Origin of the sequence: Mycolicibacterium aromaticivorans JS19b1 = JCM 16368 (genome assembly GCF_000559085.1) — a bacterium.
Lineage (GTDB): Bacteria > Actinomycetota > Actinomycetes > Mycobacteriales > Mycobacteriaceae > Mycobacterium > Mycobacterium aromaticivorans.
The window spans coordinates 5,462,526-5,485,079 of the sequence record NZ_JALN02000001.1 but is presented as its reverse complement, the minus strand read 5'-3'; the positions used below and the strand labels follow the sequence as shown (position 1 = coordinate 5,485,079).

The following is a 22,554-nucleotide window of genomic DNA, read 5'->3' as shown; positions in this document are numbered from 1 at the left end:
CGGGGGAGACTGACTGACCGTGACCACACTGCTGCTGGGCGGGCGCATCCACAGCCCGACGCACCCGGATGCCACCGCCATGGCTGTGCGCGACGGCGTCGTCGCCTGGCTGGGCAGCGACGAGGTCGGCCGATCCCAGTTCGGGGATGCGCAGATGATCGACCTCGAGGGCGCCTTCGTCTCACCCGCCTTCGTCGACAGCCACATCCATATCACCGCGACAGGTCTGCTGATGACGGGGCTGGACCTGACCGGTGCGACGTCCAAACAGCACTGCCTTTCCCTGGTCGCCGAGCACGTCGCCGCCCATCCTGGCCAGCCGGTCTGGGCACACGGTTGGGACGACACCGGCTGGGCCCGTGACCAGGCACCGAGCACCGCGGAACTGGACGCCGTCGTCGGCGCACTCCCCGCCTACCTGGCCCGCATCGACGTGCACTCGGCCGTGGCCTCGACGGGGTTGCGTGAGCTGGTGCCCGGCCTGCCCGCCGTCGCCGGATATGACCCACAGCGGCCGCTGTCGGCGGACGCTCACCATCTGGTCCGTTTCGAGGCCCGCCGCCTGCTGACCGTCCGTCAGCGTGCCGACGCCCGGCGTGCTGCGCTCGACGCGGTGGCTGCCGCGGGCATCGTCGCCGTCCACGAGTGCGCCGGACCCCAGATCGGGGGATCCGACGACTGGCAGGAGCTGCGCGCGACCGAACACGGTGTCGAGGTGGTGGGCTACTGGGGTGAGGCGGTGTCCAGCGTCGCGCAGGCGACTGCCCTCATCGACACGACCGGAGCGCAGGGCCTGGCCGGCGACCTCTTCGTCGACGGTGCACTGGGTTCGCACACCGCCTGGCTGTGCCGACCGTACGCCGACGTCCCGGACAGCACCGGCAACTGCTACCTCGAACCCGAGGTCATCGCCGACCATCTGTTCGCCTGCACCGAGGCCGGCGTGACCGCGGGATTCCACGTCATCGGCGACGCGGCCGTGACCGCCGTGGTCGACGCGCTGGCCCGGCTCGTCGACCGGTTCGGAGCGCCCGCCGTCGCCCGCTGTGGGCACCGGCTCGAGCACCTGGAGATGGTGAACGCCGAGCAGGCGGCCGCCCTGGGCCAGAGCGGGGTGACCGCCAGCATGCAGCCTAATTTCGACGCTCTGTGGGGTGGTGCCGACGGGATGTACGCCCGCCGCCTCGGTATCGGCAGAGCAACCGCGCTGAACCCACTCTCGCTACTAGCATCGGCAGGCGTGCCCTTGGCGTTCGGCTCAGATGCCCCGGTGACCAGCATCGATCCCTGGTCGACGGTGCGCGCGGCCAGCAATCACCAGACCGACGGCAGCTCGATTTCGGTGCGCGCGGCGTTCGCCGCCGCCACGCGCGGCGCCTGGCGGGCCGGCGGGGTGCGTGACGGGGTCAGCGGAACCCTGGTCCCGGGTGCACCCGCGTCGTACGCGGTGTGGGGGCTCGGCGCCGGCGGCCTGGACGTGGCCGCTCCGGCCGACGGCGTGCAGCGCTGGTCCACCGATCCGCGCTCGCGGGTGCCCGCGTTGCCGCGGTTGGCACCCGGGGATCCGCTGCCGCGCTGCCGTCAAACCGTGCACCGGGGTGTCGTGCTTCATGGCTAGCCGACTGGTTCATGGGATCCGCACCGCGCTGCCGCCACGGATGTTCCGGCTCCTCGTCGCGGTGACCGCTGGGCTGCTGTTGTGCATCAGCTTCCCGCCGATCGGCTGGTGGTGGTCGGCGGTGGTGAGCTTCGCGCTGCTGAGCTGGGTGCTGACCCACCCCAGGACGACGCCCGCCGGTGGCCTCGGCTACGGCTTCCTGTTCGGGCTGGCGTTTTACGTTCCGCTTATCCCGTGGATCAGTGGGCTGGTCGGGCCGGTGCCGTGGCTGGCGCTGTCCGCCATGGAAGCGCTTTTCCCGGCGATCTTCGGGCTGCTGGCCGTGGTGGTGCGCCGAGTCCCCGGCTGGCCGCTGTGGCTCGCCGTGTTGTGGACCGCCCAGGAGTGGCTCAAATCGACCGTGCCGTTCGGCGGGTTCCCCTGGGGCGTAGTCGGTTTCGGGCAAACGAACGGACCGTTCCTGGCGCTGGTGCAGCTCGGCGGAGTGTCGCTGTTGTCGTTCGGGATCGCACTGATGGGCACCTCGTTGGCGGCGCTGGTCCTCGAGGTCGCCCGCTGGTGGCAGCACAGCAGCGCGGCCAAAACGGCCGGGCACGTGTCGCTGCCCGGGGTGCTGATGCCCGGGCTGTGCATCACCGCGGTATTGCTCACCACCGCGGTGGCCGCCCCGCAGGTGCGCCGCGCCGCCGGGGGCGCAGGCAACGAGCCGACGGTCACGGTGGCCGCTGTCCAGGGCAACGTCCCGCGGCTGGGGCTGGATTTCAACAGCCAGCGCCGCGCGGTCCTGGACAACCACGTCCGCCAGACCGTGCAGCTGGCCGACGATGTGCGAGCCGGCCGGGCGCCCCAGCCGCAGTTCGTGATCTGGCCGGAGAACTCCTCGGACATCGATCCGATGACCAACGCCGACGCAGCCCAGCAGATCAGCGTTGCCGCTCAGGCGATCGGCGCGCCGATCCTGGTCGGTGCCGTCGTCGCGCGCCCGGACTGGACACCGCAAAACCCGTACGCCTCGAACACCGTCGTCGTCTGGGATCCGGTCACCGGGCCGGGGGAGCGCCACGACAAGCAGATCATCCAGCCGTTCGGTGAGTACTTGCCGTGGCGGGGCTTCTTCCGGCACCTCTCGTCGTTCGCCGACCGGGCCGGCTACTTCGTGCCCGGCAGCGGTTCGGGCGTTGTGCACGCCGCGGGTGTCCCGGTCGGCGTCGCCACCTGCTGGGAGGTCATCTTCGACCGTGCGCTGCGCGAATCGGTGCGCAACGGCGCCCAGTTACTGGCCGTTCCGACCAATAACGCCACGTTCGACCAGAACATGAGCGAACAGCTGCTGGCGTTCGCCCGCGCCAGGGCCGTCGAACACGACCGCTACGTCGTGGTCGCCGGGACCGTCGGCATCAGTGCGGTGATCGCCCCGGACGGCGCGGAAATCGCCCGCACCCAGTTCTTCACCCCGGGGTATCTGGACCTGACGATGCGGCTCAAGACCAGCGAAACCCTCGCGACGCGATGGGGCCCGCTGGTGCAATGGGTGCTGGTCGGAGCTGCCATTTCGGTCGTGATCGGGGCCATGCTGCACAATGGTTGGTTCATGCGTCCGTTCCGCCGTAGGCGGCGGGAACGGGACGCAGGCAGCATGTCCGGGGGCGAAGACGACGGCGAGAACACGCCGGAGCAGGGCGATTCAACCGCCGCCCTGGCCGGGCAGCACGACAAAGGAGAGTCATGACCGACCGGGGAAACACGGGCGCCGTGCGGCCCAGCCAGCGCACCCTGGTGATCATTCCGACGTTCAACGAGCTGGAGAACCTGCCGCTGATCGTGGGCCGGGTGCACAAGGCCTGTCCTGAGGTGCACGTGCTGATCGTCGACGACGGCAGCCCCGACGGGACGGGCGAGCTCGCCGACGAACTCGCGCTGGCCGACACCGACCGGGTTCACGTAATGCATCGCAATGCCAAGGACGGCCTCGGCGCGGCGTACCTCGCGGGGTTCGCCTGGGGGCTGAGCCGCCAGTACACCGTGCTGGTCGAGATGGACGCCGACGGCAGCCACGCGCCCGAACAGCTCTACCGGCTGCTCGACGCCATCGACAACGGCGCCGACCTGGCGATCGGGTCGCGCTACGTGCAGGGCGGCACAGTGCGCAACTGGCCCTACCGGCGGCTGGTGCTGTCCAAGACCGCCAACACCTACTCCCGTGTGCTGCTCGGCGTGGGCATCCACGACATCACCGCCGGCTACCGTGCCTACCGGCGTGAAGTGCTGGAGAAGATCGACCTGTCCGCGGTCGATTCCAAGGGCTACTGCTTCCAGATCGACCTGACCTGGCGCACGATCAACAGCGGTTTCACCGTCACCGAGGTGCCCATCACGTTCCGCGAACGCGAACTCGGGGTGTCGAAGATGAGCGGCTCGAACATCCGCGAAGCGATGGTCAAGGTCGCCCAGTGGGGCCTCGGCGGGCGACTGGACCGAGCCCGCGGCGTCGTCAGGTAGGGCGGTCTCGCCGGATGGGTAGGCGAGCGATCAGCTGCCGCGGCGCTTGGACTTGATCAGGTCCAGACGCTCCTTGAGCAGCTCCTCGAGCTCCTCGATAGAGCGGCGCTCCAGCAGCATGTCCCAGTGGGTACGCGGCGGCTTGACCTTCTTGGGCTCGGGCAGGTCACCATCGATGAGAGTGCCCTCGAGGCCGTTCTTGCAGGGCCAGGTGCCGGGGATCTCGGCGTCGTCGGCGAACGGAACCTCGAATTCCTCGCCGTTCTCGGTGCGGTACCGCGCAATCTGACGCGGCGCCAGGTCGTGGTTGCGGTCCGTCTCGTAGCTCACGGCTCCGAGGCGACTGCCTCTCAAGACACGATCAGCCATCGTCAACTCTCCTCACAGTGCCAATTAGGGCCGGGGCCCTTTGAAGTCCAGGTAGTCAACGCAAGACCACTGCGTGCGGTTCCCGACTCGACCCCCCATGATACCGGGATCACTTCGCGATGCCGTCTACAGTCACATGACGTGACGCGTCGTTCCCGCTCCCAGCCGTGTCGGTGGTGTGGACGTGAGGTGGCCGACGTCGGGATGGGCCGGCGTAGGCAGTACTGCCGCCAGTCCTGCCGTCAGCGCGCGTACGAGCAGCGCGCGTTGGTCAAGGGCAGCGCCATTCCGGAAGATGCGGTGGTGCTCTCGGCCGACGAGGCCGCCGAATTGTCCGATCGGGTGTTCCAGGTGCGGTGCGCGGCCGAAGACGTCGCGACGGCGGTAGACGAGGGTGCGGCCGCAGCCGAGTTGCGGGACTTGTGCGATGCGCTGGTTCGGGCCGCCAAGGCTGCCGACGGCTGGCGTTGACACGTCGGATCTTTTGGTCACCGCGAATCTAACCCTTATCGCCGCGGTAGGCCGTTCCTAAGGTCGGTGGGCGCGAAAGCTTTGATTCCGAAGGAGTCCCTCGTTGCCTGCGAAGTTTTTCTGGTTCCTGCCCACCAACGGTGACAGCCGCTCGATCGTCGGGGCATCGCACGCGTCGTCACACCACACGATTCCGGAGGGCTACCGTCCACCCACCCGGCGGTATCTGGCGGAGGTGGCCAGGGCCGCCGACCGGCTCGGATTCGAGGGGGTGCTCACGCCGACCGGAACCTGGTGCGAGGACGCGTGGTTGACGGCTTCGGCTCTGCTGGCCGAAACCGAGCGGCTGAAATTTCTCGTGGCGTTCAGGCCCGGACTGGTGCCGCCCACACTGGCCGCGCAGCAGGCGGCGACTCTTCAGCGGTTCTCCGATGGCCGCCTGCTGCTCAACGTCGTCAGCGGCGGGGACGACCTGGAGCAGCAGCGGTTCGGCGATTGGCTCGACCATGACGAGCGCTATGCCCGCACGGGCGAATTCCTGCAGATCGTCAAGTCGGTCTGGGGTCAGGAGTCGTACGACTTCGACGGCGATTTCTACAAGATCCGCGACGGTCGGGTGTCCGCGCCGCCGAACCCGTTGCCGGAGCTCTACTTCGGTGGTTCGTCGGCGGCCGCGCTGCCCATCGCCGCCGAGCATGTCGATGTGTATCTCACCTGGGGCGAGCCGCCGCCGGCTGCGAAGGCGAAGGTCGACACAGTGCGTGAGTTGGCCGCGGCGCGCGGTCGCAGCCTGCGCTTCGGGATCCGGCTGCACACGATCACCCGCGACACCTCGGCCGCGGCCTGGGCTGTCGCCGAAGAGCTGGTGAACGAGCTGACGCCGGACCAGATCGAGCAGGCCACCGCGTTGCACGCCGGCTCGGAGTCCGAGGGACAACGCCGGATGACCGCGCTGCACGGTGGGCGCACGGACAAGCTGGAGATCTACCCGAACCTGTGGGCCGGCGTGGGGCTGGTCCGCGGCGGCGCCGGCACCGCTCTGGTCGGTAGCCACCAGGAGGTGGCCAACCTGATCTGGGAGTACCACACGGTCGGGTTCGACGAGTTCATCCTGTCGGGCTACCCGCACCTCGAAGAGGCGTACTGGTTCGCCGAGGGCGTGCTTCCGATCTTGCGCGCCAAGGGAATTCTGGCCGCATAGCCGGGCGGTCTGACGCCGAGCGTGCGGCTTCCGTTACTATCTGCGTATGAATGCAGATAGTCAGCTTGCCGATGACCACGTTCTATTGGTCGTCGAGGTCTTCCGCATGCTGGCCGAGGCCACCCGCGTCCAGCTCCTGTGGTCGTTGATCGACGGCGAGCTCAGCGTCAACGATCTCGCCGAGCGCGTGCGCAAGCCGGCCCCCTCGGTCTCGCAGCACCTGGCCAAACTGCGCATGGCGCGCCTGGTGCGCACCCGACGAGAAGGTACTCAGGTGTTCTACCGCCTAGAGAACGACCACGTGCGCCAACTCGTCACCGACGCGGTGTACAACGCCGAGCACGCGGGGCCGGGGGTGCCGTCGCACCACAACCGCGATTCCGCCGTCGTGCCACTCGCGCGCGACCAACGGATGGGGATCAGCCAATGACCTGCAGCGAAAAACACGTTCCAGCAGATCATTCCGGCGTGCACGGCCACGTCCATGACCACGGTGGTCTGCGCGCGGCGATCACCGAGATATTCGCCCCGCACTCACACGACTCGGCCGACAGCCTGGACAGCGCGCTCGAGTCCAGCGCGGCCGGCATCCGTGCGGTCAAGATCAGCCTTGTCGTGCTGGGTGTCACCGCGCTGGCTCAGATCGCCGTCGTGATGGCGTCCGGGTCGATCGCGCTGGCGGCCGACACCGTCCACAACTTCTCCGACGCCTTGACCGCGGTACCGCTGTGGATCGCGTTCGCGTTGAGCACCAAGGCCGCAACGCGGCGCTACACGTACGGCTTCGGCCGCGTCGAGGATCTCGCCGGGATGTTCGTCGTCGCGATGATCGCACTGTCCGCGATCGTCGCCGGGTACGAGGCCGTCGGACGTCTGATCCACCCGCGCCCGATCGAACACCTCGGCTGGGTCGCGCTCGCCGGGCTGCTCGGCTTCATCGGCAACGAATGGGTCGCGCTCTACCGGATCCGCGTCGGTCGCCGGATCGGTTCCGCAGCTTTGGTGGCCGACGGATTGCACGCCCGCACAGACGGATTCACCTCGCTGGCCGTGGTGATCGGTGCCGCCGGTGTGGCCCTCGGCTTTCCGCTGGCGGACCCGATCATCGGGCTGGTGATCACGGTGGCCATCCTCGCGGTGCTACGCACCGCGGTCCGGGATGTGTTCCGCCGCTTGATGGATGGCGTTGACCCCGAACTCGTCGAGATGGCACAGGCCGCACTCGCCGCCCGGCCGGGCGTGCGTGCGGTGCGCAGTGTGCGGATGCGGTGGATCGGCCACCGGCTGCACGCCGATGCCGAGCTGGACGTCGATCCCGATCTCACTCTGGCGCAAGCACACCAGGTTGCCCACGCGGCGGAACACGACCTGACCCACGCCGTACCCAAGCTGGCGACCGCGATGATCCACGCCTATCCGGCGCACCCGCACTAACAGACGTACTGCACACCGATGCCCGCAGGCGGGGTGACCTGCCGGGCGCATGCGAACGCGTCGACGCCGTCGGCGGCAAGCCGAACCGCCGACTGCTGGGCGTAATTCACGCATACCAAGGCGCTGGCGTCGGTGCGGCACCGGTAATTGCCGAACGACAGTGAAGAGTCATAAGGCAATTCGCGGCCCTGCCCCGCAGCGAAGCGGCCCGGATCGCCGTGCGCCGAACCGACTTGAACCGTCAATCCGTCGAAGTCGACCCAGCCGCCCTTCCACTGGCCGTACACGTCCGGTGGCCGCGGCGGAGGGCTGGTCAGCTCCACCAGGCAGGCCAGCCCCGGGGAGCCGTGTTTGGCATCCGTCATGCAGGTGGTACCGCCCGGCGTCGTGAACGCGACGTCGTCCCCGAGCGCGGCTGTCACACCGCCGCGAAGGGCGATGTGGTACTGCGCGGCGTCGATCGGGGGAGCCGCTTCGATCCAGCGGATCGCGTCGGCGATCGGCGCACCGGCCGCGGGTGCGGCGACCGACGATGTGGCCGTCGACGAGGCGGACGACGACGGCACAGCCGATGACGTGGCCGTGCGCGACGGGGTGATCGGTGTCAGCTGAGTTTGGCGCGCCTGACCGCCTGTCGCGCCGGAACATCCCGCGACCAGCAGCGACGCGGTGAACAGCACGGCGATCCGCATCCCGACAGGCTAGCGGGCCGCAACAGATCGGGTTGTCAGGCGCGTCGGGGAGCGCAATGTTCGATACCGTCGAGTGATGCACGAACACACCGTCCGCGCCACCACGCGCAGCGGCATCGTCGAGGGGTTCGTCCGCAACGGGGTCAACAGGTGGCGTTCGATTCCCTACGCCCGCCCGCCGGTGGGTGCGCTGCGATTCCGCGCCCCGCAGCCCGCGCAGCCGTGGCGGGGCGTCCGCTACTGCCACAGTTTCGCCAACTGCGCTCCTCAGCAGCGCCGCTACACGATGCTGGCCGTGGGCAAGTACCAGCCGATGGGCGAGGACTGCCTGACGCTCAACGTCGTCACCCCGCAGTGGACAGGCAGTGAGCCGGACCATGAACCGTTGCCGGTGATGTTCTTCATCCATGGCGGCGGCTACCTGATGGGCAGCTCGGCCACCCCGCTCTACGACGGCGCCGCCTTGGCCCGTCGTGGCTGTGTGTACGTCTCGGTGAACTATCGCCTCGGCGCGCTGGGCTGCGTGGACCTCTCGTCGCTGTCCACCCCGGACACCCCGATCGACAGCAATCTCTTCCTGCGCGACCTGGTGGTGGCGCTGCGTTGGGTGCGCGACAACATCGGGGCGTTCGGTGGTGACCCCGGCAACGTGACGATCTTCGGCGAGAGTGCCGGCGCGCACGCCGTCGCCACGCTGCTGGCCGTTCCGGACGCCGAAGGCCTTTTCGCGCAGGCTATTTCGGAGAGCCCGGCGTCGGGTTTGGTGAGCGGTCCGGAGACCGCCGCGACGATCGCCGGCAAATTCGCCCGGCTGCTCGGGGCCGGCGCAGAAGACGGCGCCGAAACCGTGATGCGGGCCCGCCCCCGGGACCTGGTCGCCGCGCTGGACACGCTGCTGGTCGAGGGCATGACCGACATGGACGGCGCTTTCTCGCTCGGACCCACCTACGGCGACGATGTCCTGCCCGACGATCCGATCGCGGCCATGCGGCGCGGGGCGATCCACAAGGTGCCGCTGATCGTCGGTACCAACGCCGACGAAGGCAAGCTGTTCACCCGGTTCATGAAGCTGCTTCCGACCACCGAGCCGGCCATCGAGCGCTTGCTGGCGGGCGCGGAACCCGAAGCGCGCCAACGTATCACCGCGGCCTATCCGGGCTATCCACGGCCGGCGGCCTGCGTCCAGCTCGGAGGTGATTTCGCGTTCGGAACCGCTGCCTGGCAGATCGCCGAGGCACACGGCCAGCACGCGCCGACGTATGTGTACCGCTATGACTACGCACCGCGGACCCTGCACTGGTCGGGCCTGGGAGCCACCCACGCCACCGAGCTGCTGGCGGTGTTCGACATCTACCGGACCCGGTTCGGTGCCGCGCTGACCGCGGCCATGGACCGGCGCTCGGCGCTCAAGGTCAGCCGAGATCTGCAGAACAGATGGCGGCACTTCAGCCGCACCGGCGTGCCGGGCGACGGCTGGCCGCGCTACACCGAAGCGGAACGGCCGGTGCTGGTGTTCGACCGGCACACCCGCGTCGACTACGACCCTCATTCGCACCGGCGCGAGGCATGGGCGGGGTTCTCCCTGGCCGGCCGCTAGCCTGACCAGGACTGATTTGACACCCGTCAAGAATTGGCGGGAAAACCTTTCGGGCTGCCAGGGATGTGTCCTAGGTTGGTCGCGTGCAGACCAACGACATCGTCATCGAGCGACCGAGTGACCTGACCGCCGAGTGGCTGACCGCCACCGTCGGATTCCCCATCACCGGGTTCACCGTCGACCGCATCGGTACCGGCCAGATGAGTGAGTGCTACCGGGTCGGGCTGACGTATGCCGACGGCGTCGAGGGACCCGCCTCGGTTGTGCTGAAAGTTGCCGCGACCGATCCGACGAGCAGGCAGACCGGGATGGCGCTGGGGCTCTACGAGCGTGAGGTCAGGTTCTATGCCGACATCGCGCCGCGCCTCGGTGGTCCGGTGGCCGAGTGCTTCCACAGTTCGTATGACCCCGAGACGGGGATCTTCACGCTGCTTCTCGACGACGCGGCCCCGGCCGAAGTCGGTAATGAAATCCGCGGCGCCACAATGGAAGACGCCGTGCTGGCGCTGACGGAGCTGGGACGGCTGCACGCGCCGGTGATCGGTAACGAGAGCCTGGCCGACGCCGAATGGCTGACTCGGGCCGCGCCGCTGGACCAGGCGCTGATCGGTCAGCTCTGGGCGGGTTTCGCCGACCGCTACGGCGATGCGATCACCGCCGAGCAACGGCAGGTGTGCGAGCGGCTGGCGGGCAGTTTCGACGCCTACCTGGCCGACGAGTCCCTCCCGGAGCGGATCAAGGGCCTGGTGCACGGCGACTACCGGCTCGACAACATGCTGTTCGGCCGTCCCGGATCCCGGCGTGACCTCACCGTCGTGGACTGGCAGACCGTCACCTGGGGACCGGCCATGACAGACGTGGCGTACTTCATCGGATGTGCCGTCACCATCGACGATCGGCGCGCCCACTACGACGAGCTGCTGCGCGCGTATCACCAAGGGCTGGGCCCCGATTCGGGTGTCACTCTCGACGACGTACGCGAGGGCGTCCGACGCCAGAGCTTCGCGGGGGTGATGATGGCGGTGGTCTCCTCGATGCTTGTCGAGCGCACCGACCGCGGCGACGAGATGTTCCTGACGATGCTGGACCGGCACACCAGCCACGTCCTCGACACCGGCGCGCTCGACATTCTGCCGCCGCCGTCCACGGCTGCCGCTCTGACGCCCGATCCGGCCGACGAAGGCGCCCATCAGCCGGGCGCCGAGCCACTGTGGAACGAGAGCTGGTACTGGGATTTCGCCGATCCGGCTCAGGGCATCGGCGGTTGGGTGCGGCTCGGCCTGGTACCCAACCAGAACGTCGCATGGATCAACGCGCTGGTATGCGGCCCCGACATGCCGACGGTTGCGCTGGTGAACTTCGAGGCGCCGATGCCCGCCGACCCGCTCGTGGCCAAGGCGGACGGCGCCGAACTACGCCACGGTGCCATCATCCCGCTGCAGACCTACCGCGTCGAGGTCCGCGGTACCGCACTGGAATACGACGATCCGTCGGCACTGCTGCGCGACGAGCCCGGCAGGCCCGTCGAGTTGGTCATGGACCTCACCTGGACGACGGTCGGGACTCCGTACGCGTATCGAATCACCACCCGCTACGAAATCCCCTGCACCGTAACCGGAACCGTCACCATCGACGGGCGGGCGCACCAGTTCGAGGCGGTCCCGGGACAGCGCGATCATTCTCACGGTGTTCGTGACTGGTGGAGCATCGACTGGGTCTGGAGCGCCCTGCACCTCGACGACGGCACCCACCTCCACGGTGTCGACCTGCGCATCCCCGGCATGGACCCGATCAGCGTCGGCTACCTGCAGCGCGCCGGCGAACAGGTCACCGAGACGACGGTTGTGCGTGCCGAAGCGACGTTCTCCGACAACGGGTTACCACTGACGACGACCATCGACTATCTGCCCGGTCCGGTCCAGACAACGGTCGATATCCGCGGTCACGCGCCGGTCCGACTGGTCGCACCGGAGGGTCAGGTCAGCTTCTTCCCGCGGGCCTGGGTCACCGTCGAAACGGCCGACGGGCGGACCGGGGCAGGCTGGGTGGAGTGGAACCGTAACCTCTGACCGGGGACAGGCTAGAGGTGTGGGCTGTCGTCGTCGAGTTCGTCGCGGCGCAGCGCCATCGGCGTCACGGCAGGTAGGTCACCTCCGGCAACGACCTTCCGCGTGATCGGCGTCAGTGCCCGGAACAAGCGCTCCACCGAGTCGTCGTCGAGAGCAGCCAGCGCGGGCAGCGAAAGGCTGTCGGTGCGCACTTCGATGTGCTCCTTCACAGCTCGGCCGTCTTCGGTGAGAGCGCCTGCGGCAGTGAGCAATCCGCGCTCCTGCAGCGAACGAACGCACGAGTCCCACTCGTCGTCGGAGTAGTCACGGCTGCGTTTGATGAAGTCGGCGGGCACTGCCCCGGCGCCGACGTGGAAGACGTTGGATTCGCGGCCGGTGATCCCCTCGCTGACCAGCACGGCGATGTGGCCGTCGCCGCGGTGCTCACGTAGCAGCGTCGCGGCATGCCACAGCGCTGCCAGTGGGGTGTCCGGCCAGGGCAGTGCCCGGTTCGCCGCGAACAGTGGCCGGCCGTCCAGCGGCGCCGTCTTCGCCGCAAGGCCCGCCAATTCGGCGGCCTCCGCGACTCCCGGGGTGTCGTCACTGAGCCCGTAGCCCTGCAGCGCCGCAACCGCGGTGTCCTGCCGGACCCGGACCATCTCCTCGGGTGCGGCAACGTCCCATATCGCCGGTATCGCCTTGGCCACCCTTTCGGTGGAGAAGTTGTAGAAAGTCGCCGTCACCAGCTCAACCGGCACCTGACCCAGCGGTGCCGAACGGCCGGCGAAGTAGCCGCGCCAGAATCCGACGAATCCCATGGCGTCGAAGGCACTTCGCACACCTGGAGCGAAGTAGGTGATGCCGTGCACGGGTTCGTAACGGTCGAAGAAGCGGCGCGCCAGTGCCGGGGTTCTGCTCATTGAAACAGTGAACCACTTGGTATCTTGCTTGCAGCGTGCGGCCGTCCGCGCCGCCGGCCGGCTGGGAGGTGACGATGCGTGCCACGACGGGCCTCGCGCGACTCGGCGCCGGGCTCACCGCGGCGGGTTTCGCCGCGGCCGCGCTGAGCGGATGTTCCCTCGACGTCGACACCGGAGGTCTTGCCGTGTCGAAAACAGACCTCGAGAAAGACATCACCCAGCGGCTGCAGAAGGCGGGCCAGAAGCCCCAAACCTTGACCTGTGCCGAGAATCTGAGTGGCGAGGTCGGCAAGAACACCCGCTGCGAGGTGCTGCTGAACGGAGCCGACAGCTTCGACCTCGTGGTAACCGCGACGAAGATCGACGGTGAGAAGATCAGCTACAACATGGTCCCCGCCGCATCGAAGGAACAGCTGGACAAGCTGGTGGCCAAGACCGTCTCCCAATCCGCCGGGGCGGCCGTCGACTCAGCCGACTGCGACGGCGGTCTGGACGGCAGACCGGGCGCGGAGGCGCACTGCGATGTGACGGCGGCGGGCGAAACGACGCGGCACACGGTGACCGTGACCAAGGTAGAGGGACTGATGATGTACTTCCATGTTCAGCCGGCAGCGTAGTCCCGCAACTTAATTCCCGGACGGCGCCGAAAGATCACCGGCCAGCGCTTCGGCGGCTTCGTCGATGATGGCCCGCATGGCGCGCTCGGCGGCAGCCTCGTCGCGCATCCGTATCGCGCGCGCCACCTCATCATGGAGTTCGATCGCGGCGGGATTGGGACGATCGGGCATCATGCCGTGATGACTTCGTCCGCCGAGTACCTCCGCGACCACATCGTTGAGCGCCCGGAACATCTCGTTGCCGCTTGCTTCCAACAACGTGCGGTGAAAGACCTTGTCGGCCAGCAGATATGATTTCAGGTCGCCGGAGCGGCCATGTACCACCATGTCGGATACGGCGGCGGCCATGATCCGGCACTGATGAGGGTCGGCGCGCCGCGCCGCCAATGCCGCAGCTGCGGGCTCGAATCCGCGACGCAACTCCGACAGTGACATCAGCTGCGCGGCACGGTCGCCGACATCCAATCGCCAGCGAATGACCCTGGGGTCGAACACGTTCCATGCGCTCGATGGCTGGATGGTGATGCCGACCCGGCGGCGCGGGGCGACCATCCGCATGGACTCCAGCACCCGGATGGCCTCGCGTGCTACCGACCGGGAGACCCCGTGGTCGGCGCTGACGCCGTCGAGGGTCAGCACATGACCCGGCTGGTACCGGCCGGAGACGATGGCTTCACCGAGCGCGGTCAGCACACTGCTGTGCAGCTCGCTGACGATTGGCTCGGGAGTCACACATACATGCTGTCATAGAAGGGCCAGGGCCAGATAAAAACAGATTCATCACGATTTGGTATTGCAAAGATATGACCATTAATGAATGCTGTGTGACATGCCGAACAGCAGGGTAGACGCAGGCATGACCTCACCCATCGTCGTCATGGGAGTGTCCGGTTCGGGGAAATCGACCGTCGGCGCGGCGTTGGCGCAACGGCTGCGCGTGCCTTTCGCCGACGCCGACGACTTCCACCCACCGGCGAACATCGCCAAGATGACCGCAGGCCAGGCGCTCGATGACGAGGACCGCTACCCGTGGCTCGAGGCGATCGGGGGGTGGCTGGCCGAACACCCCGGTGGCGGTGTGATGAGTTGCTCGGCCCTCAAGCGGGCCTACCGCGATCAGCTCCGCAGGCACTGCGCCAACCTGAAGTTTCTGCACTTGAGCGGTACCGAGGAGGTCATCGCTCGCCGACAGGCAAGCAGGCCAGGCCATTTCATGCCGGCAAGCCTGCTGGCTTCGCAATTCGACACGCTCGAACCCCTCGATGCCGATGAAGACGGCATCAGCATCGACGTCGATCAGAGCATCGACTCGATCGTCGACAGCTACGTCTCCCGCGCCGAAGGAAAGTGACGCCGATGAACACCCATGCCACCCTCCTGGCCGAAGCGCCCAAGCTGGCGACACCGGTCGCGCCCGGCTGGCAGCTCATACTGGCCTTCCTCGCCGGTATCGCGGTGATCGTCGTCCTGATCACGGTGCTGCACCTGCACCCGTTCCTGTCCTTGATCTTCGGTGCGTTGACCGTGGGCATCGTCGCCGGGGAGAACCTGGAAAAGGTACTGAAGTCCTTCAGTGACGGCTTCGGTTCCACGGCCGCGGGTGTCGGCATCCTGATCGCCCTTGGCGCGATGTTCGCCAAACTTCTGGCCGACTCCGGTGGCGCGGATGAAATCGTCGACACCATCGTCGGGCGTGCGTCACCGCGCGCGCTGCCGTGGGCGATGGCGTTGGTCGGCGCGATCATCGGCCTACCGATGTTCTTCGAGATAGGCCTGGTCCTGCTGATGCCGGTCATCTACCTGGTCTCGCGGCGCTCCCAGCTGTCCCTGATCACCGTCGGAATTCCGGCACTGGCCGGCCTTTCGGCGATGCACGGCTTCGTGCCGCCGCACCCGGGGCCGTTGACCGCGATCAGCCTGTTGCACGCGGACCTCGGTCTGACGCTGGCGCTCGGTGTGGCAGTGGCGATCCCGACGATCATCGTGGCGGGCCCGCTGTTCGGCAAACTGGCCGGGCGCTGGGTCGTGGTGGAGGCGCCCGACACGTTCGGTTCGGGTGCGGCCGCGTTACGCAGTGCCGGCCCGGAGGCCGAGGTCGTTCCCGACGAGAACCGCGGCAGCCGCAGGCCGTCATTCGGGGTGACGTTGTTCAGCGTGTTACTCCCCGTCGTGTTGATGCTCGGGAAGGCGCTTGTCGACATCTTCATCGACGACGAGAACCAATGGTTCCGAGTCGCTTTCGACGTTCTGGGTACCCCGCTGGTCGCGCTGTTGATTGCGGTGATCGTCGGCATTTTCACCCTTGGCGGCGGCGCGGGCATGAGCCGTTCCGAGGTGATGAAATGCGTCGAATCGGGTCTGCCTCCGGTCGCCGGGATCATCCTGATCGTCGCCGCCGGTGGCGGTTTCAAACAGGTCCTCGTCGACAGCGGTATCGGCACGCTCTTGGCCGACTGGGCCAAGAGCGCCAACGTATCGGTGATCCTGCTGGCGTGGGTGCTGGCAGTGTTGATCCGGCTGGCGACCGGCTCCGCGACGGTCGCCACCATCACCGCCTCGGCGCTGATGCTCCAGTTGGTGCAAGGTCTGGGCAGCAGCGAGGTGTCGCTGGTCGTGCTGGCCGTCGGGGCCGGTTCGCTGTTCTTCTCCCACGTGAACGACGCCGGATTCTGGTTGGTCAACCAGTATTTCCGGATCACCGTGGGTCAGACGATCAAGACCTGGTCACTGATGGAGACAGTGCTGTCGGTGACCGGCCTGATCGTCGTGCTGCTGCTCGGTCTGGTGGTCTGACCGCGGCGGTCAGCCTTTGACGACCTGGGTTCCGCCGGCGAGTTCGTCGTGCTTGCCTTGCTTGGTCGGGCTTCCGTTGATCGTCACCGCGATCACAATGTAGGCGATGACGGCCAACAGCCCGCCGATGTACGGGATCACCGACAGCAACGTGAACGAATTGCGAATCGCCGACTGCTGGACATTCGGCTTGGGTGCGCCTCCGGGGCCGTGGACGCTCAAGCCCAGGATCTTCTTGGCCGGAGTCCAGCCCTGAGTCACCTCGAAGGCCACGAAGTACGCAAACGTCAGCACACCCGAAAACAGCCCTGTCACAAGGATGTTGCTGGTGGCATTGAGCAGCATCGCAAGCACGAAAGACACGATGGCGACGATGATGCCGTCGATCAGACGGGCGGCGAACCGAATGCCCAGCCCGCCCGGCTGGCCACCGGCAGGCATCGGCGGCGGAAAGCCGCCGCCGTAACTCGGCTGGCCGTAAGCACTCTGCGGGGGCGGGGCGTACCCACCGGGCTGGCCGGGCGGCGGCGGGGGATATCCCGAGGGCGGCGGGGGATAACTCCCCGGCTGACCCGTCGGCGGGGGCGGGGGATATCCCCCAGGCGGACCGTACGCGTTCGGATCGTTGTCACCGGTGGTCATTGCTCGCTCCTCCCGCTGAAATGAGTCCGGCTCAATCTACCCTCCGGGCCGGACACAGCAGGGGCTCCGCCCCCGGTGCGATCGACGAGCCTCAGCGCTTGGCCAGTTTCTTGGCTTCCTTCTTGGCTTTCTTGTTGGCTTTGCGTGCCCGTGCGCGCGTGGTGTCGACGAGTTCACCACTCTGATCCCTCGCGACCTCGACCAACTCGGCGCCGCGCTTGCGGGCGACATCGGCCAGCTCCGCCCCGCGCTCGCCGGCGACATCAGCGAAATCCGCGCCGCGCTTGCGGGCGACGTCGGCCAGCTCGGCGGTGCGCTCACTGGCGATCTCGGCCAGCTCGGCACCGCGCTCACGGGCGATCTCAGCGAACTCGGCGCTGCGCTTACGAGCCGTCTCCAACAGCGGAGTAGCGCGCTCACCGGCGGTCAGCGCCAGTTCACGCCCACGCTCGGCGCCGACCTGAAGGCCATGGCCGACTTTGGGGCCGACCCGATCCAGCAGATCGCTGTCCAGCAGGCTGTGGCTCGAGCCGGGCAAGCTGCCCGAGACGGCCTCGCTGACCTTGCGGGCCGCGCGGCGGCCTCGCCAGCCCAGCGACGGCTTCCCGGCGGTGTCGGCCGAGGCGATGATCAAACCGCCGAGCAGACTCATATCGGTCAGGAACGCGCGGCGCTTCTCGGCCTTGAGCTGTTGGTCGGGCTCATCCCAGAACATGTGCGCACCGAGGTTGGCCGGAATCACGGTGGCCGCCAACGCCGCTGAGGCCACCCGGGGCAGGCGACCCGACGCGAGCAGCAGTCCACCGCCGATCTGAACGGCGGCGGTGATCTTCGCGAGCGTCTCCGGATCGCTGGGCACATTCGCGCTGACCGGTTCGGGCAACTTCTGCAAACCTTCGAGTGCCGGGCGGGCCGCTTCGGCGGCCGGCTTCGGGCTTTTCAGCGCTTCGAATCCTTGGCCGATGAACACCGCTGCCAACATTGGCCGGGCAACTCTGCGAATCAACATGGCGCGGGTGTTCCCAACCGGCTCGCCGGTCAAACCCGGAGGCTCAGGTGTCGAGGCGGCGCATCCACAGCGGGAACACCACCCAGGCCGCCAGCATCACCACGGCGGTCACGATGCCGGCGAGGTTGAACGCCGGACTTGCGGCCTCGGTCTCGGACCGGGCCGAGGCGTCCCACCGTTGGTCGGCTTCAGGATGGTCGACATCCGTCTGCTCGTCATGCCCGGGCGATCGCCGGTCGAAACCTCAAGTCAGAAGCAAGCGAGCGGATGCCTCGAGGCGGCTGGCGATCTCGGTGTAGGACGCGTACCCCATGCCGGCTCGCACCAGCGCTCCTGCGTAGAGCTGCTCGAGCGACTCGATCACATCGGCATCCGAATCACACTGTGCCCCAAGTGCTGTGCTGAGCCGCTGGTGTATCTCACGGCCGATCCGGAACCGCAGATGCTCGACATCGGGATCCTTGCCGAGCAGAGCGGTGGTGACCGCGCCCGCCAATTCCGGCTCGTCGGCAACCAGCAGTGCGATATGCCGAAGCACGCCGACCACGCGGTCGACCGGGTCCGGGGACTCGTCCGGCGGTGCCGGTGTCGACGCCAGGCGGCGCCAGAACACCTCGGCGACAAGATGCTCTTTCGACGAGAAGTACGTGTAGGCGGTGGCCGCGCCGACCCCGGCCTCGGCAGCGACCATCCGGATCGTCAGCCCGGAGAAACCTTCTCGGCTCAGCACCTCGACCGCAGCGCGGCCCAAGCGGTCCACCGTAGCGGCCTGCTTTGCGGTCAACCGGCGTCGCGTTGATTCCCGAGCTACCGGATCAGACACATGTCCGGACGCTACTACAACTGACCTGCACCGACAAGGTGCGCGCTGGCCATGGACCATGCGTAAGGGCTAGGTTCGGATCATGAGCCGCACCGATACTGCCTCTGCAGCGCAAACTTCCCGACTTTTCGAATTGGCGGAGAACGTCGTGGGCTTCATGCCGGCCGACGAAGGACGCGCGCTGTACGACGCGGCGCTGCGCTACCTCGACGCCGGGATCGCAGTCGAGATCGGCACCTACTGCGGTAAATCCACGGTCATGCTGGGCGCGGCTGCCGCGGCGACCGGCAGTGTGCTCTACACCGTCGACCACCATCACGGCTCCGAAGAGCACCAGGCCGGCTGGGAATTCCATGACACCACGATGGTCGACCCGGTCAGCGGACGGTTCGACACCTTGCCCACGTTCCGGCGGACGCTGGACGCAGCCGACCTCGACGACACGATCGTCGCGGTGGTCGGCAAGTCTCCGGTCGTCGCGCGCGGCTGGCGCACGCCCCTGGATCTGCTGTTCATCGACGGCGGGCACAGTGAGACCGCCGCCCAACAGGACTTCGACGGCTGGGCCAAGTGGGTGGCCCCCGGCGGCACGCTGATCATCCACGACGTCTTCCCCGACCCGCGTGACGGTGGCCGCCCGCCCTACAACATCTACTGCCGCGCAATCGAATCCGGCCAGTTCACCGAAGTCGGCTGCACCGGTTCGCTGCGGGTCCTCGAGCGCACCTCGGGAGCCGCGGGAGACGTGGTCAGCGCCTGACGCATTCACAGTCGTACTCGCCCTCCAGGCCGCGCGGCAGGTCGGCGGCGCGGAAGATGGCGCTCCCGCCGGTGGTCGACGACAACGCGTCGGCGGCCAGGATGACCGCCGCGGCGGTCCAGGTGGTCCGTTCCACCGGCCAGCGTTTCCCGTCGGCGAAAACCAGTCCGGTCCAGTAGGAGCCGTCCTTCTCGCGCAGGTGCTGCATGGACATGAACTGCGTCAGCGCGCGCGACCGGTCGCCCATGGCGTCCAACGCCATCACCAACTCGCAGGTCTCGGCCCCGGTGACCCACGGCCGGTCGTCGACGCAGCGGATGCCAAGCCCGTCGACCACGAAATCGTCCCAGCGCTGGGCGATTCGGGCGCTGGCCTGCTGGCCGCGCAGTGCACCACCCAGTATCGGGTAGTACCAGTCCATCGAGTGGTGCGGCTTCTCGGTGAAGGCGTCCGGATGTTCGGCGATGGCGTGGCCCAACCGTCCCAGCGCCACCTCCCATTCGGGCTGCGGATCGTCCAGCCGATCCGCGAGTGCCAGCGCGCAGCGGATGCTGTGGTACACGCTGGCGCAGCCGGTCAGCAACGCCTCCTCGAGAACGCCGGACGGCCCCTGCGCCCAATAGATTTCACCGGTCCCTGCCTGCAAACCGAGGACGAAGTCGATTCCCGCCCGGACCGTCGGCCACATGTACTCGGCGAACCGGACGTCGCCGGTCACCAGATAGTGGTGCCAGACGCCTGCGGCGATGTAGGCGCAGAAGTTGCTGTCGCTGTTGGCATCTTCGATCACGCCGCGCCGATACTGGATGGGCCAGGAGCCGTCGGCACGCTGCTCGCGGCGGCACCATTCGTAGGCGGCCCGGGCCGGCTCGAGGAGGCCTGCCGCGGTCAGTGCCATCGCACATTCGACGTGATCCCACACGTCGGTGTGCCCGATCTCCGACCATGGGATCTCACCCGAGGATTCCTGAACGGCGGCAATCGATTCCGCCGTCTGACGACATTGCTGCGGCGTGAGGATGTCGGCTACGCCGGGGACACCCTCGAGATCACTGGGGCGCGACATTCGTGAACGGCTTCTCGAAGTAGAGGGCCACACTCTTGCCGACCAGCGGATTGAGCGCGGATTCTGCCAGTCTGGTCACCGCCGGCCGCGACATCATGTCCCACACCAGCAGCTGGTGATATGCCTTGACGGCGGGGTGGTTCGGTTTCTCCACTCCGACCGCGCATTTGAGCCACCAGAACGGTGAGTGCAGGGCGTGCGCGTGATGGGAGTGGGTGAACTCCAGGCCACCGCGAACCAGCTTGTCGCGCAGTTCGTCGGCCTTATAAATCCGGATGTGGCCGCCCTCGTTGGCGTGGTATTCGTCGGACAGCAGCCAGCAGATCTTCTCGGGCAGCCACCGCGGCACCGTCACCGCAAGCTTGCCGCCGGGCTTGAGAACGCGAATCAGCTCGGCGATTGCGGTGTCGTCGGAGGGGATGTGCTCCAGGATCTCCGAGGCGATCACAACGTCGAATTCGCCATCCGGGTAGGGCAACGCCAGCGCATCGCCGACCACGACCTGAGCCTTGGCCGATGCGGGTGCCTCGCCGGCCTCGCCCATGGCCTGCAGCAAGGTGTCGACTTCGGCAAGTCCTTCGGCGTCCATATCGAAGGCGATCACATCGGCGCCGCGCCGGTAGGCCTCGTAGCTGTGCCGTCCGGCGCCCGCACCGACGTCGATGACCTTGGTTCCCATTCCGACAGCGAGCCGGTCATAGTCGACGGTCAGCATGATTCGTCCACCGCCTCGACAGAGTTGGTCACGCGCCCGGTCCGGGCGATCGCCTGTTCGTAGACCCGAACGGTCTGCGCGGCCACGGACTCCCAGCTGAACACGTCGAGCGCGCGGCGCCGGCCCGCGGTGCCCAGCCACTGACGGCGGGCGGGGGATTCCAGCAGTCTGCCGAGTGCGGCGGTCAGCTCTTTGACATCGCCCGGCGTCACCAGGTCGGCGCACTCACCGTCGGGGCCCAGGACCTCCGGCAGCGCGCCGGCCCGACTCGCCACAATGGGGGTACCGCTGGCCATTGCCTCCACCGCGGGCAGGGAGAAACCTTCGTAAAGCGAGGGGATGCAGGCGATTTCAGCCGAGGCGAACAGGCCCGCGAGCTCCTCGTCGGACAAGCCGCTGGAGGTGTGCACGATATCGCTGATACCCAATTCGGCGATCAGCTTCTCGGTCGGCCCGTTTGGCTCCAGTTTGGCCACCAGTTGCAACTCGAGGTCGTGCTCGGTGCGCAGCTTGGCCACTGCGTTCAGCAGGTGCCCGATGCCCTTCAATGGACGATCCGCGCTGGAGATCGCAATGATGCGGCCCGGCACCCGCGGCAATTCCGAGGGCTTGAACAGTTCGGTGTCCACCCCGAGCGGCACCACGCGCAACTGCTGCGGGCTCACGCCGAAATCGTCGGCGATATCGGTGGCCGAAGACGATGACACGGTGAGCAGGTCGGGAATACGGCGGGCGACCTTCTTCTGCATCTGCGCGAAGCCATACCACCTGTGCACCAACGGCTTTCGCCACCATTTGGCCGCGGCGAGGTCGAGAACGCGGTCCCGGGTGATCGGGTGGTGCACGGTGGCCACGACGGGCAGACCCATGTCGGCGATGCGGAGCAGGCCGGTGCCCAGGCACTGGTTGTCGTGCACCACGTCGAACTCGCCGAGGCGGGCGGCCAGCAGCCGGGCGGCGCGGAGGCTGAAGGTGCGAGGTTCGGGAAAGCCGGATGTCCACATCGTGGCCAGTTCGAGAGCGTCGAAGCGGTCACGGATCTCGCTGGGGTGTGGCACCCGGAACGGGTCGGGTTCCCGGTAGAGGTCCAGGCTGGGTACCTTGGTCAGCCGAACCCGCGGGTCGAGGATCTCGGGATAGGGCTGACCGGAGAACACCTCGACGTCATGACCGAGTTCAACCAGTCCGCGGCTCAAGTGCCGGACGTAGACGCCCTGCCCGCCACAGTGGGTTTTGCTGCGGTAGGACAGCAACGCAATCCGCATGTTCACGCTCCTGCA

23 protein-coding genes are annotated in these 22,554 nt (G+C 67.6%); 13 read left to right on the top strand and 10 right to left on the bottom strand.

What is annotated here, in order from left to right:
* Window positions 1-19: 19 nt before the first annotated feature.
* From Y900_RS26245 to Y900_RS26235, 3 genes are read left to right on the top strand one after another with little or no spacing between them, the layout of a single operon-like run.
* Window positions 20-1,618, top strand: coding sequence for an amidohydrolase (locus Y900_RS26245; protein WP_036345382.1), 1,599 nt, complete (start codon window positions 20-22; stop codon window positions 1,616-1,618).
* Window positions 1,611-3,347, top strand: coding sequence for an apolipoprotein N-acyltransferase (lnt, locus tag Y900_RS26240; protein WP_036345380.1), 1,737 nt, complete (start codon window positions 1,611-1,613; stop codon window positions 3,345-3,347). The genes Y900_RS26245 and lnt overlap by 8 nt, the downstream gene beginning before the upstream one ends.
* Complete coding sequence (locus Y900_RS26235; protein ID WP_036345378.1) at window positions 3,344-4,117, top strand: polyprenol monophosphomannose synthase; 774 nt, start codon at window positions 3,344-3,346, stop codon at window positions 4,115-4,117. Before lnt ends, Y900_RS26235 begins: the two co-directional genes overlap by 4 nt.
* Before the next feature lie 30 nt (window positions 4,118-4,147).
* Here Y900_RS26235 and Y900_RS26230 read toward each other — a convergent pair whose 3' ends face one another.
* Complete coding sequence (locus tag Y900_RS26230) at window positions 4,148-4,486, bottom strand: RNA polymerase-binding protein RbpA (RefSeq protein ID WP_036345376.1); 339 nt, start codon at window positions 4,484-4,486, stop codon at window positions 4,148-4,150.
* Between the two features lie 141 nt (window positions 4,487-4,627).
* Here Y900_RS26230 and Y900_RS26225 point away from each other — a divergent pair, with 141 nt between their 5' ends.
* The 4 genes from Y900_RS26225 to Y900_RS26210 all read left to right on the top strand — a co-directional run bounded on the left by Y900_RS26225 (window position 4,628) and on the right by Y900_RS26210 (window position 7,592).
* Window positions 4,628-4,957: a hypothetical protein gene (locus Y900_RS26225; RefSeq protein ID WP_036345374.1), complete on the top strand. Its 330-nt coding sequence runs from the start codon at window positions 4,628-4,630 to the stop codon at window positions 4,955-4,957.
* A 103-nt stretch (window positions 4,958-5,060) separates the two neighbouring features.
* The gene (locus Y900_RS26220) at window positions 5,061-6,158 is read left to right on the top strand and encodes an LLM class flavin-dependent oxidoreductase (RefSeq protein WP_036345372.1); all 1,098 of its coding nucleotides are present in this window, start codon (window positions 5,061-5,063) and stop codon (window positions 6,156-6,158) included.
* 46 nt (window positions 6,159-6,204) lie between these two features.
* A complete protein-coding gene (locus tag Y900_RS26215) occupies window positions 6,205-6,588 on the top strand; it encodes an ArsR/SmtB family transcription factor (protein ID WP_051660281.1) in 384 nt (127 codons plus the stop codon).
* A complete protein-coding gene (locus tag Y900_RS26210) occupies window positions 6,585-7,592 on the top strand; it encodes a cation diffusion facilitator family transporter (RefSeq protein ID WP_036345370.1) in 1,008 nt (335 codons plus the stop codon). The genes Y900_RS26215 and Y900_RS26210 overlap by 4 nt, the downstream gene beginning before the upstream one ends.
* On the opposite strand, the gene Y900_RS26205 is transcribed toward Y900_RS26210, so the two are convergent.
* A complete protein-coding gene (locus Y900_RS26205; RefSeq protein WP_036345368.1) occupies window positions 7,589-8,284 on the bottom strand; it encodes a hypothetical protein in 696 nt (231 codons plus the stop codon). The two genes, Y900_RS26210 and Y900_RS26205, sit on opposite strands and share 4 nt — an antisense overlap.
* 76 nt (window positions 8,285-8,360) lie before the next feature.
* Here Y900_RS26205 and Y900_RS26200 point away from each other — a divergent pair, with 76 nt between their 5' ends.
* Both Y900_RS26200 and Y900_RS26195 read left to right on the top strand, forming a co-directional pair.
* Complete coding sequence (locus Y900_RS26200) at window positions 8,361-9,881, top strand: carboxylesterase/lipase family protein (protein WP_036345366.1); 1,521 nt, start codon at window positions 8,361-8,363, stop codon at window positions 9,879-9,881.
* An 83-nt stretch (window positions 9,882-9,964) separates the two neighbouring features.
* Window positions 9,965-11,950, top strand: a complete 1,986-nt coding sequence (locus Y900_RS26195) for a DUF7064 domain-containing protein (RefSeq protein WP_036345364.1) — start codon at window positions 9,965-9,967, stop codon at window positions 11,948-11,950.
* A gap of 11 nt (window positions 11,951-11,961) precedes the next feature.
* On the opposite strand, the gene Y900_RS26190 is transcribed toward Y900_RS26195, so the two are convergent.
* On the bottom strand, window positions 11,962-12,849 hold the full coding sequence (locus tag Y900_RS26190; protein ID WP_036345362.1) for an SCO6745 family protein: 888 nt from the start codon (window positions 12,847-12,849) through the stop codon (window positions 11,962-11,964).
* Window positions 12,850-12,923: 74 nt separating this feature from the next.
* Here Y900_RS26190 and Y900_RS26185 point away from each other — a divergent pair, with 74 nt between their 5' ends.
* Window positions 12,924-13,466, top strand: coding sequence for a DUF4333 domain-containing protein (locus Y900_RS26185; RefSeq protein ID WP_109751269.1), 543 nt, complete (start codon window positions 12,924-12,926; stop codon window positions 13,464-13,466).
* A 9-nt stretch (window positions 13,467-13,475) separates the two neighbouring features.
* Here the strand turns inward: Y900_RS26185 and Y900_RS26180 are convergent, their stop codons facing one another.
* Window positions 13,476-14,198 (bottom strand): FadR/GntR family transcriptional regulator, encoded by a 723-nt coding sequence (locus Y900_RS26180; RefSeq protein ID WP_036345360.1) that lies wholly within the window; start codon window positions 14,196-14,198, stop codon window positions 13,476-13,478.
* 124 nt (window positions 14,199-14,322) lie between these two features.
* On the opposite strand from Y900_RS26180, the gene Y900_RS26175 reads away from it, so the two are divergent.
* Together Y900_RS26175 and Y900_RS26170 are read left to right on the top strand one after the other, a co-directional pair.
* Window positions 14,323-14,817 carry a gluconokinase gene (locus Y900_RS26175; protein WP_036345358.1) on the top strand — a complete coding sequence of 165 codons (495 nt, stop codon included), beginning with the start codon at window positions 14,323-14,325 and terminating at the stop codon, window positions 14,815-14,817.
* Window positions 14,818-14,822: 5 nt separating this feature from the next.
* Entirely contained in the window at window positions 14,823-16,259 is a 1,437-nt protein-coding gene (locus Y900_RS26170) for a GntP family permease (RefSeq protein WP_036347870.1), read from the top strand.
* 9 nt (window positions 16,260-16,268) lie between these two features.
* Here the strand turns inward: Y900_RS26170 and Y900_RS26165 are convergent, their stop codons facing one another.
* From Y900_RS26165 to Y900_RS26155, 3 genes are all read right to left on the bottom strand, one after another.
* A complete protein-coding gene (locus Y900_RS26165) occupies window positions 16,269-16,901 on the bottom strand; it encodes an RDD family protein (RefSeq protein ID WP_081845248.1) in 633 nt (210 codons plus the stop codon).
* 91 nt (window positions 16,902-16,992) lie between these two features.
* Window positions 16,993-17,910 (bottom strand): DoxX family protein, encoded by a 918-nt coding sequence (locus Y900_RS26160; protein WP_036345356.1) that lies wholly within the window; start codon window positions 17,908-17,910, stop codon window positions 16,993-16,995.
* Window positions 17,911-18,154: 244 nt separating this feature from the next.
* Window positions 18,155-18,733 carry a TetR/AcrR family transcriptional regulator gene (locus tag Y900_RS26155; protein ID WP_036345354.1) on the bottom strand — a complete coding sequence of 193 codons (579 nt, stop codon included), beginning with the start codon at window positions 18,731-18,733 and terminating at the stop codon, window positions 18,155-18,157.
* 82 nt (window positions 18,734-18,815) lie between these two features.
* Between Y900_RS26155 and Y900_RS26150 the strand changes: the two genes are divergently transcribed.
* Complete coding sequence (locus Y900_RS26150; RefSeq protein WP_036345352.1) at window positions 18,816-19,493, top strand: class I SAM-dependent methyltransferase; 678 nt, start codon at window positions 18,816-18,818, stop codon at window positions 19,491-19,493.
* On the opposite strand, the gene Y900_RS26145 is transcribed toward Y900_RS26150, so the two are convergent.
* Genes Y900_RS26145 through Y900_RS26135 form a run of 3 tightly spaced genes read right to left on the bottom strand, consistent with a single transcriptional unit; the run spans window position 19,483 to window position 22,539 of the window.
* Window positions 19,483-20,559: an MMP endo-(1,4)-3-O-methyl-alpha-D-mannosidase gene (locus Y900_RS26145; RefSeq protein ID WP_036345349.1), complete on the bottom strand. Its 1,077-nt coding sequence runs from the start codon at window positions 20,557-20,559 to the stop codon at window positions 19,483-19,485. The two genes, Y900_RS26150 and Y900_RS26145, sit on opposite strands and share 11 nt — an antisense overlap.
* A complete protein-coding gene (locus Y900_RS26140; protein WP_036345346.1) occupies window positions 20,543-21,274 on the bottom strand; it encodes a class I SAM-dependent methyltransferase in 732 nt (243 codons plus the stop codon). The genes Y900_RS26145 and Y900_RS26140 overlap by 17 nt, the downstream gene beginning before the upstream one ends.
* Window positions 21,268-22,539: an MMP alpha-(1->4)-mannosyltransferase gene (locus Y900_RS26135; RefSeq protein ID WP_036347866.1), complete on the bottom strand. Its 1,272-nt coding sequence runs from the start codon at window positions 22,537-22,539 to the stop codon at window positions 21,268-21,270. Before Y900_RS26135 ends, Y900_RS26140 begins: the two co-directional genes overlap by 7 nt.
* Window positions 22,540-22,554 lie beyond the last annotated feature (15 nt).

Bases quoted from the DNA above. Each gene is read 5' to 3' on its own strand.
- lnt (WP_036345380.1), top strand. From the start codon at position 1,611: ATGGCTAGCCGACTGGTTCATGGGATCCGCACCGCGCTGCCGCCACGG.
- Y900_RS26190 (WP_036345362.1), bottom strand. From the start codon at position 12,849: ATGAGCAGAACCCCGGCACTGGCGCGCCGCTTCTTCGACCGTTACGAA.
- Y900_RS26150 (WP_036345352.1), top strand. From the start codon at position 18,816: ATGAGCCGCACCGATACTGCCTCTGCAGCGCAAACTTCCCGACTTTTC.
- Y900_RS26215 (WP_051660281.1), top strand. From the start codon at position 6,205: ATGAATGCAGATAGTCAGCTTGCCGATGACCACGTTCTATTGGTCGTC.
- Y900_RS26230 (WP_036345376.1), bottom strand. From the start codon at position 4,486: ATGGCTGATCGTGTCTTGAGAGGCAGTCGCCTCGGAGCCGTGAGCTAC.
- Y900_RS26145 (WP_036345349.1), bottom strand. From the start codon at position 20,559: ATGTCGCGCCCCAGTGATCTCGAGGGTGTCCCCGGCGTAGCCGACATC.
- Y900_RS26165 (WP_081845248.1), bottom strand. From the start codon at position 16,901: ATGACCACCGGTGACAACGATCCGAACGCGTACGGTCCGCCTGGGGGA.
- Y900_RS26205 (WP_036345368.1), bottom strand. From the start codon at position 8,284: ATGCGGATCGCCGTGCTGTTCACCGCGTCGCTGCTGGTCGCGGGATGT.
- Y900_RS26160 (WP_036345356.1), bottom strand. From the start codon at position 17,910: ATGTTGATTCGCAGAGTTGCCCGGCCAATGTTGGCAGCGGTGTTCATC.
- Y900_RS26210 (WP_036345370.1), top strand. From the start codon at position 6,585: ATGACCTGCAGCGAAAAACACGTTCCAGCAGATCATTCCGGCGTGCAC.
- Y900_RS26170 (WP_036347870.1), top strand. From the start codon at position 14,823: ATGAACACCCATGCCACCCTCCTGGCCGAAGCGCCCAAGCTGGCGACA.
- Y900_RS26140 (WP_036345346.1), bottom strand. From the start codon at position 21,274: ATGCTGACCGTCGACTATGACCGGCTCGCTGTCGGAATGGGAACCAAG.
- Y900_RS26185 (WP_109751269.1), top strand. From the start codon at position 12,924: ATGCGTGCCACGACGGGCCTCGCGCGACTCGGCGCCGGGCTCACCGCG.
- Y900_RS26175 (WP_036345358.1), top strand. From the start codon at position 14,323: ATGACCTCACCCATCGTCGTCATGGGAGTGTCCGGTTCGGGGAAATCG.
- Y900_RS26235 (WP_036345378.1), top strand. From the start codon at position 3,344: ATGACCGACCGGGGAAACACGGGCGCCGTGCGGCCCAGCCAGCGCACC.
- Y900_RS26135 (WP_036347866.1), bottom strand. From the start codon at position 22,539: ATGCGGATTGCGTTGCTGTCCTACCGCAGCAAAACCCACTGTGGCGGG.
- Y900_RS26200 (WP_036345366.1), top strand. From the start codon at position 8,361: ATGCACGAACACACCGTCCGCGCCACCACGCGCAGCGGCATCGTCGAG.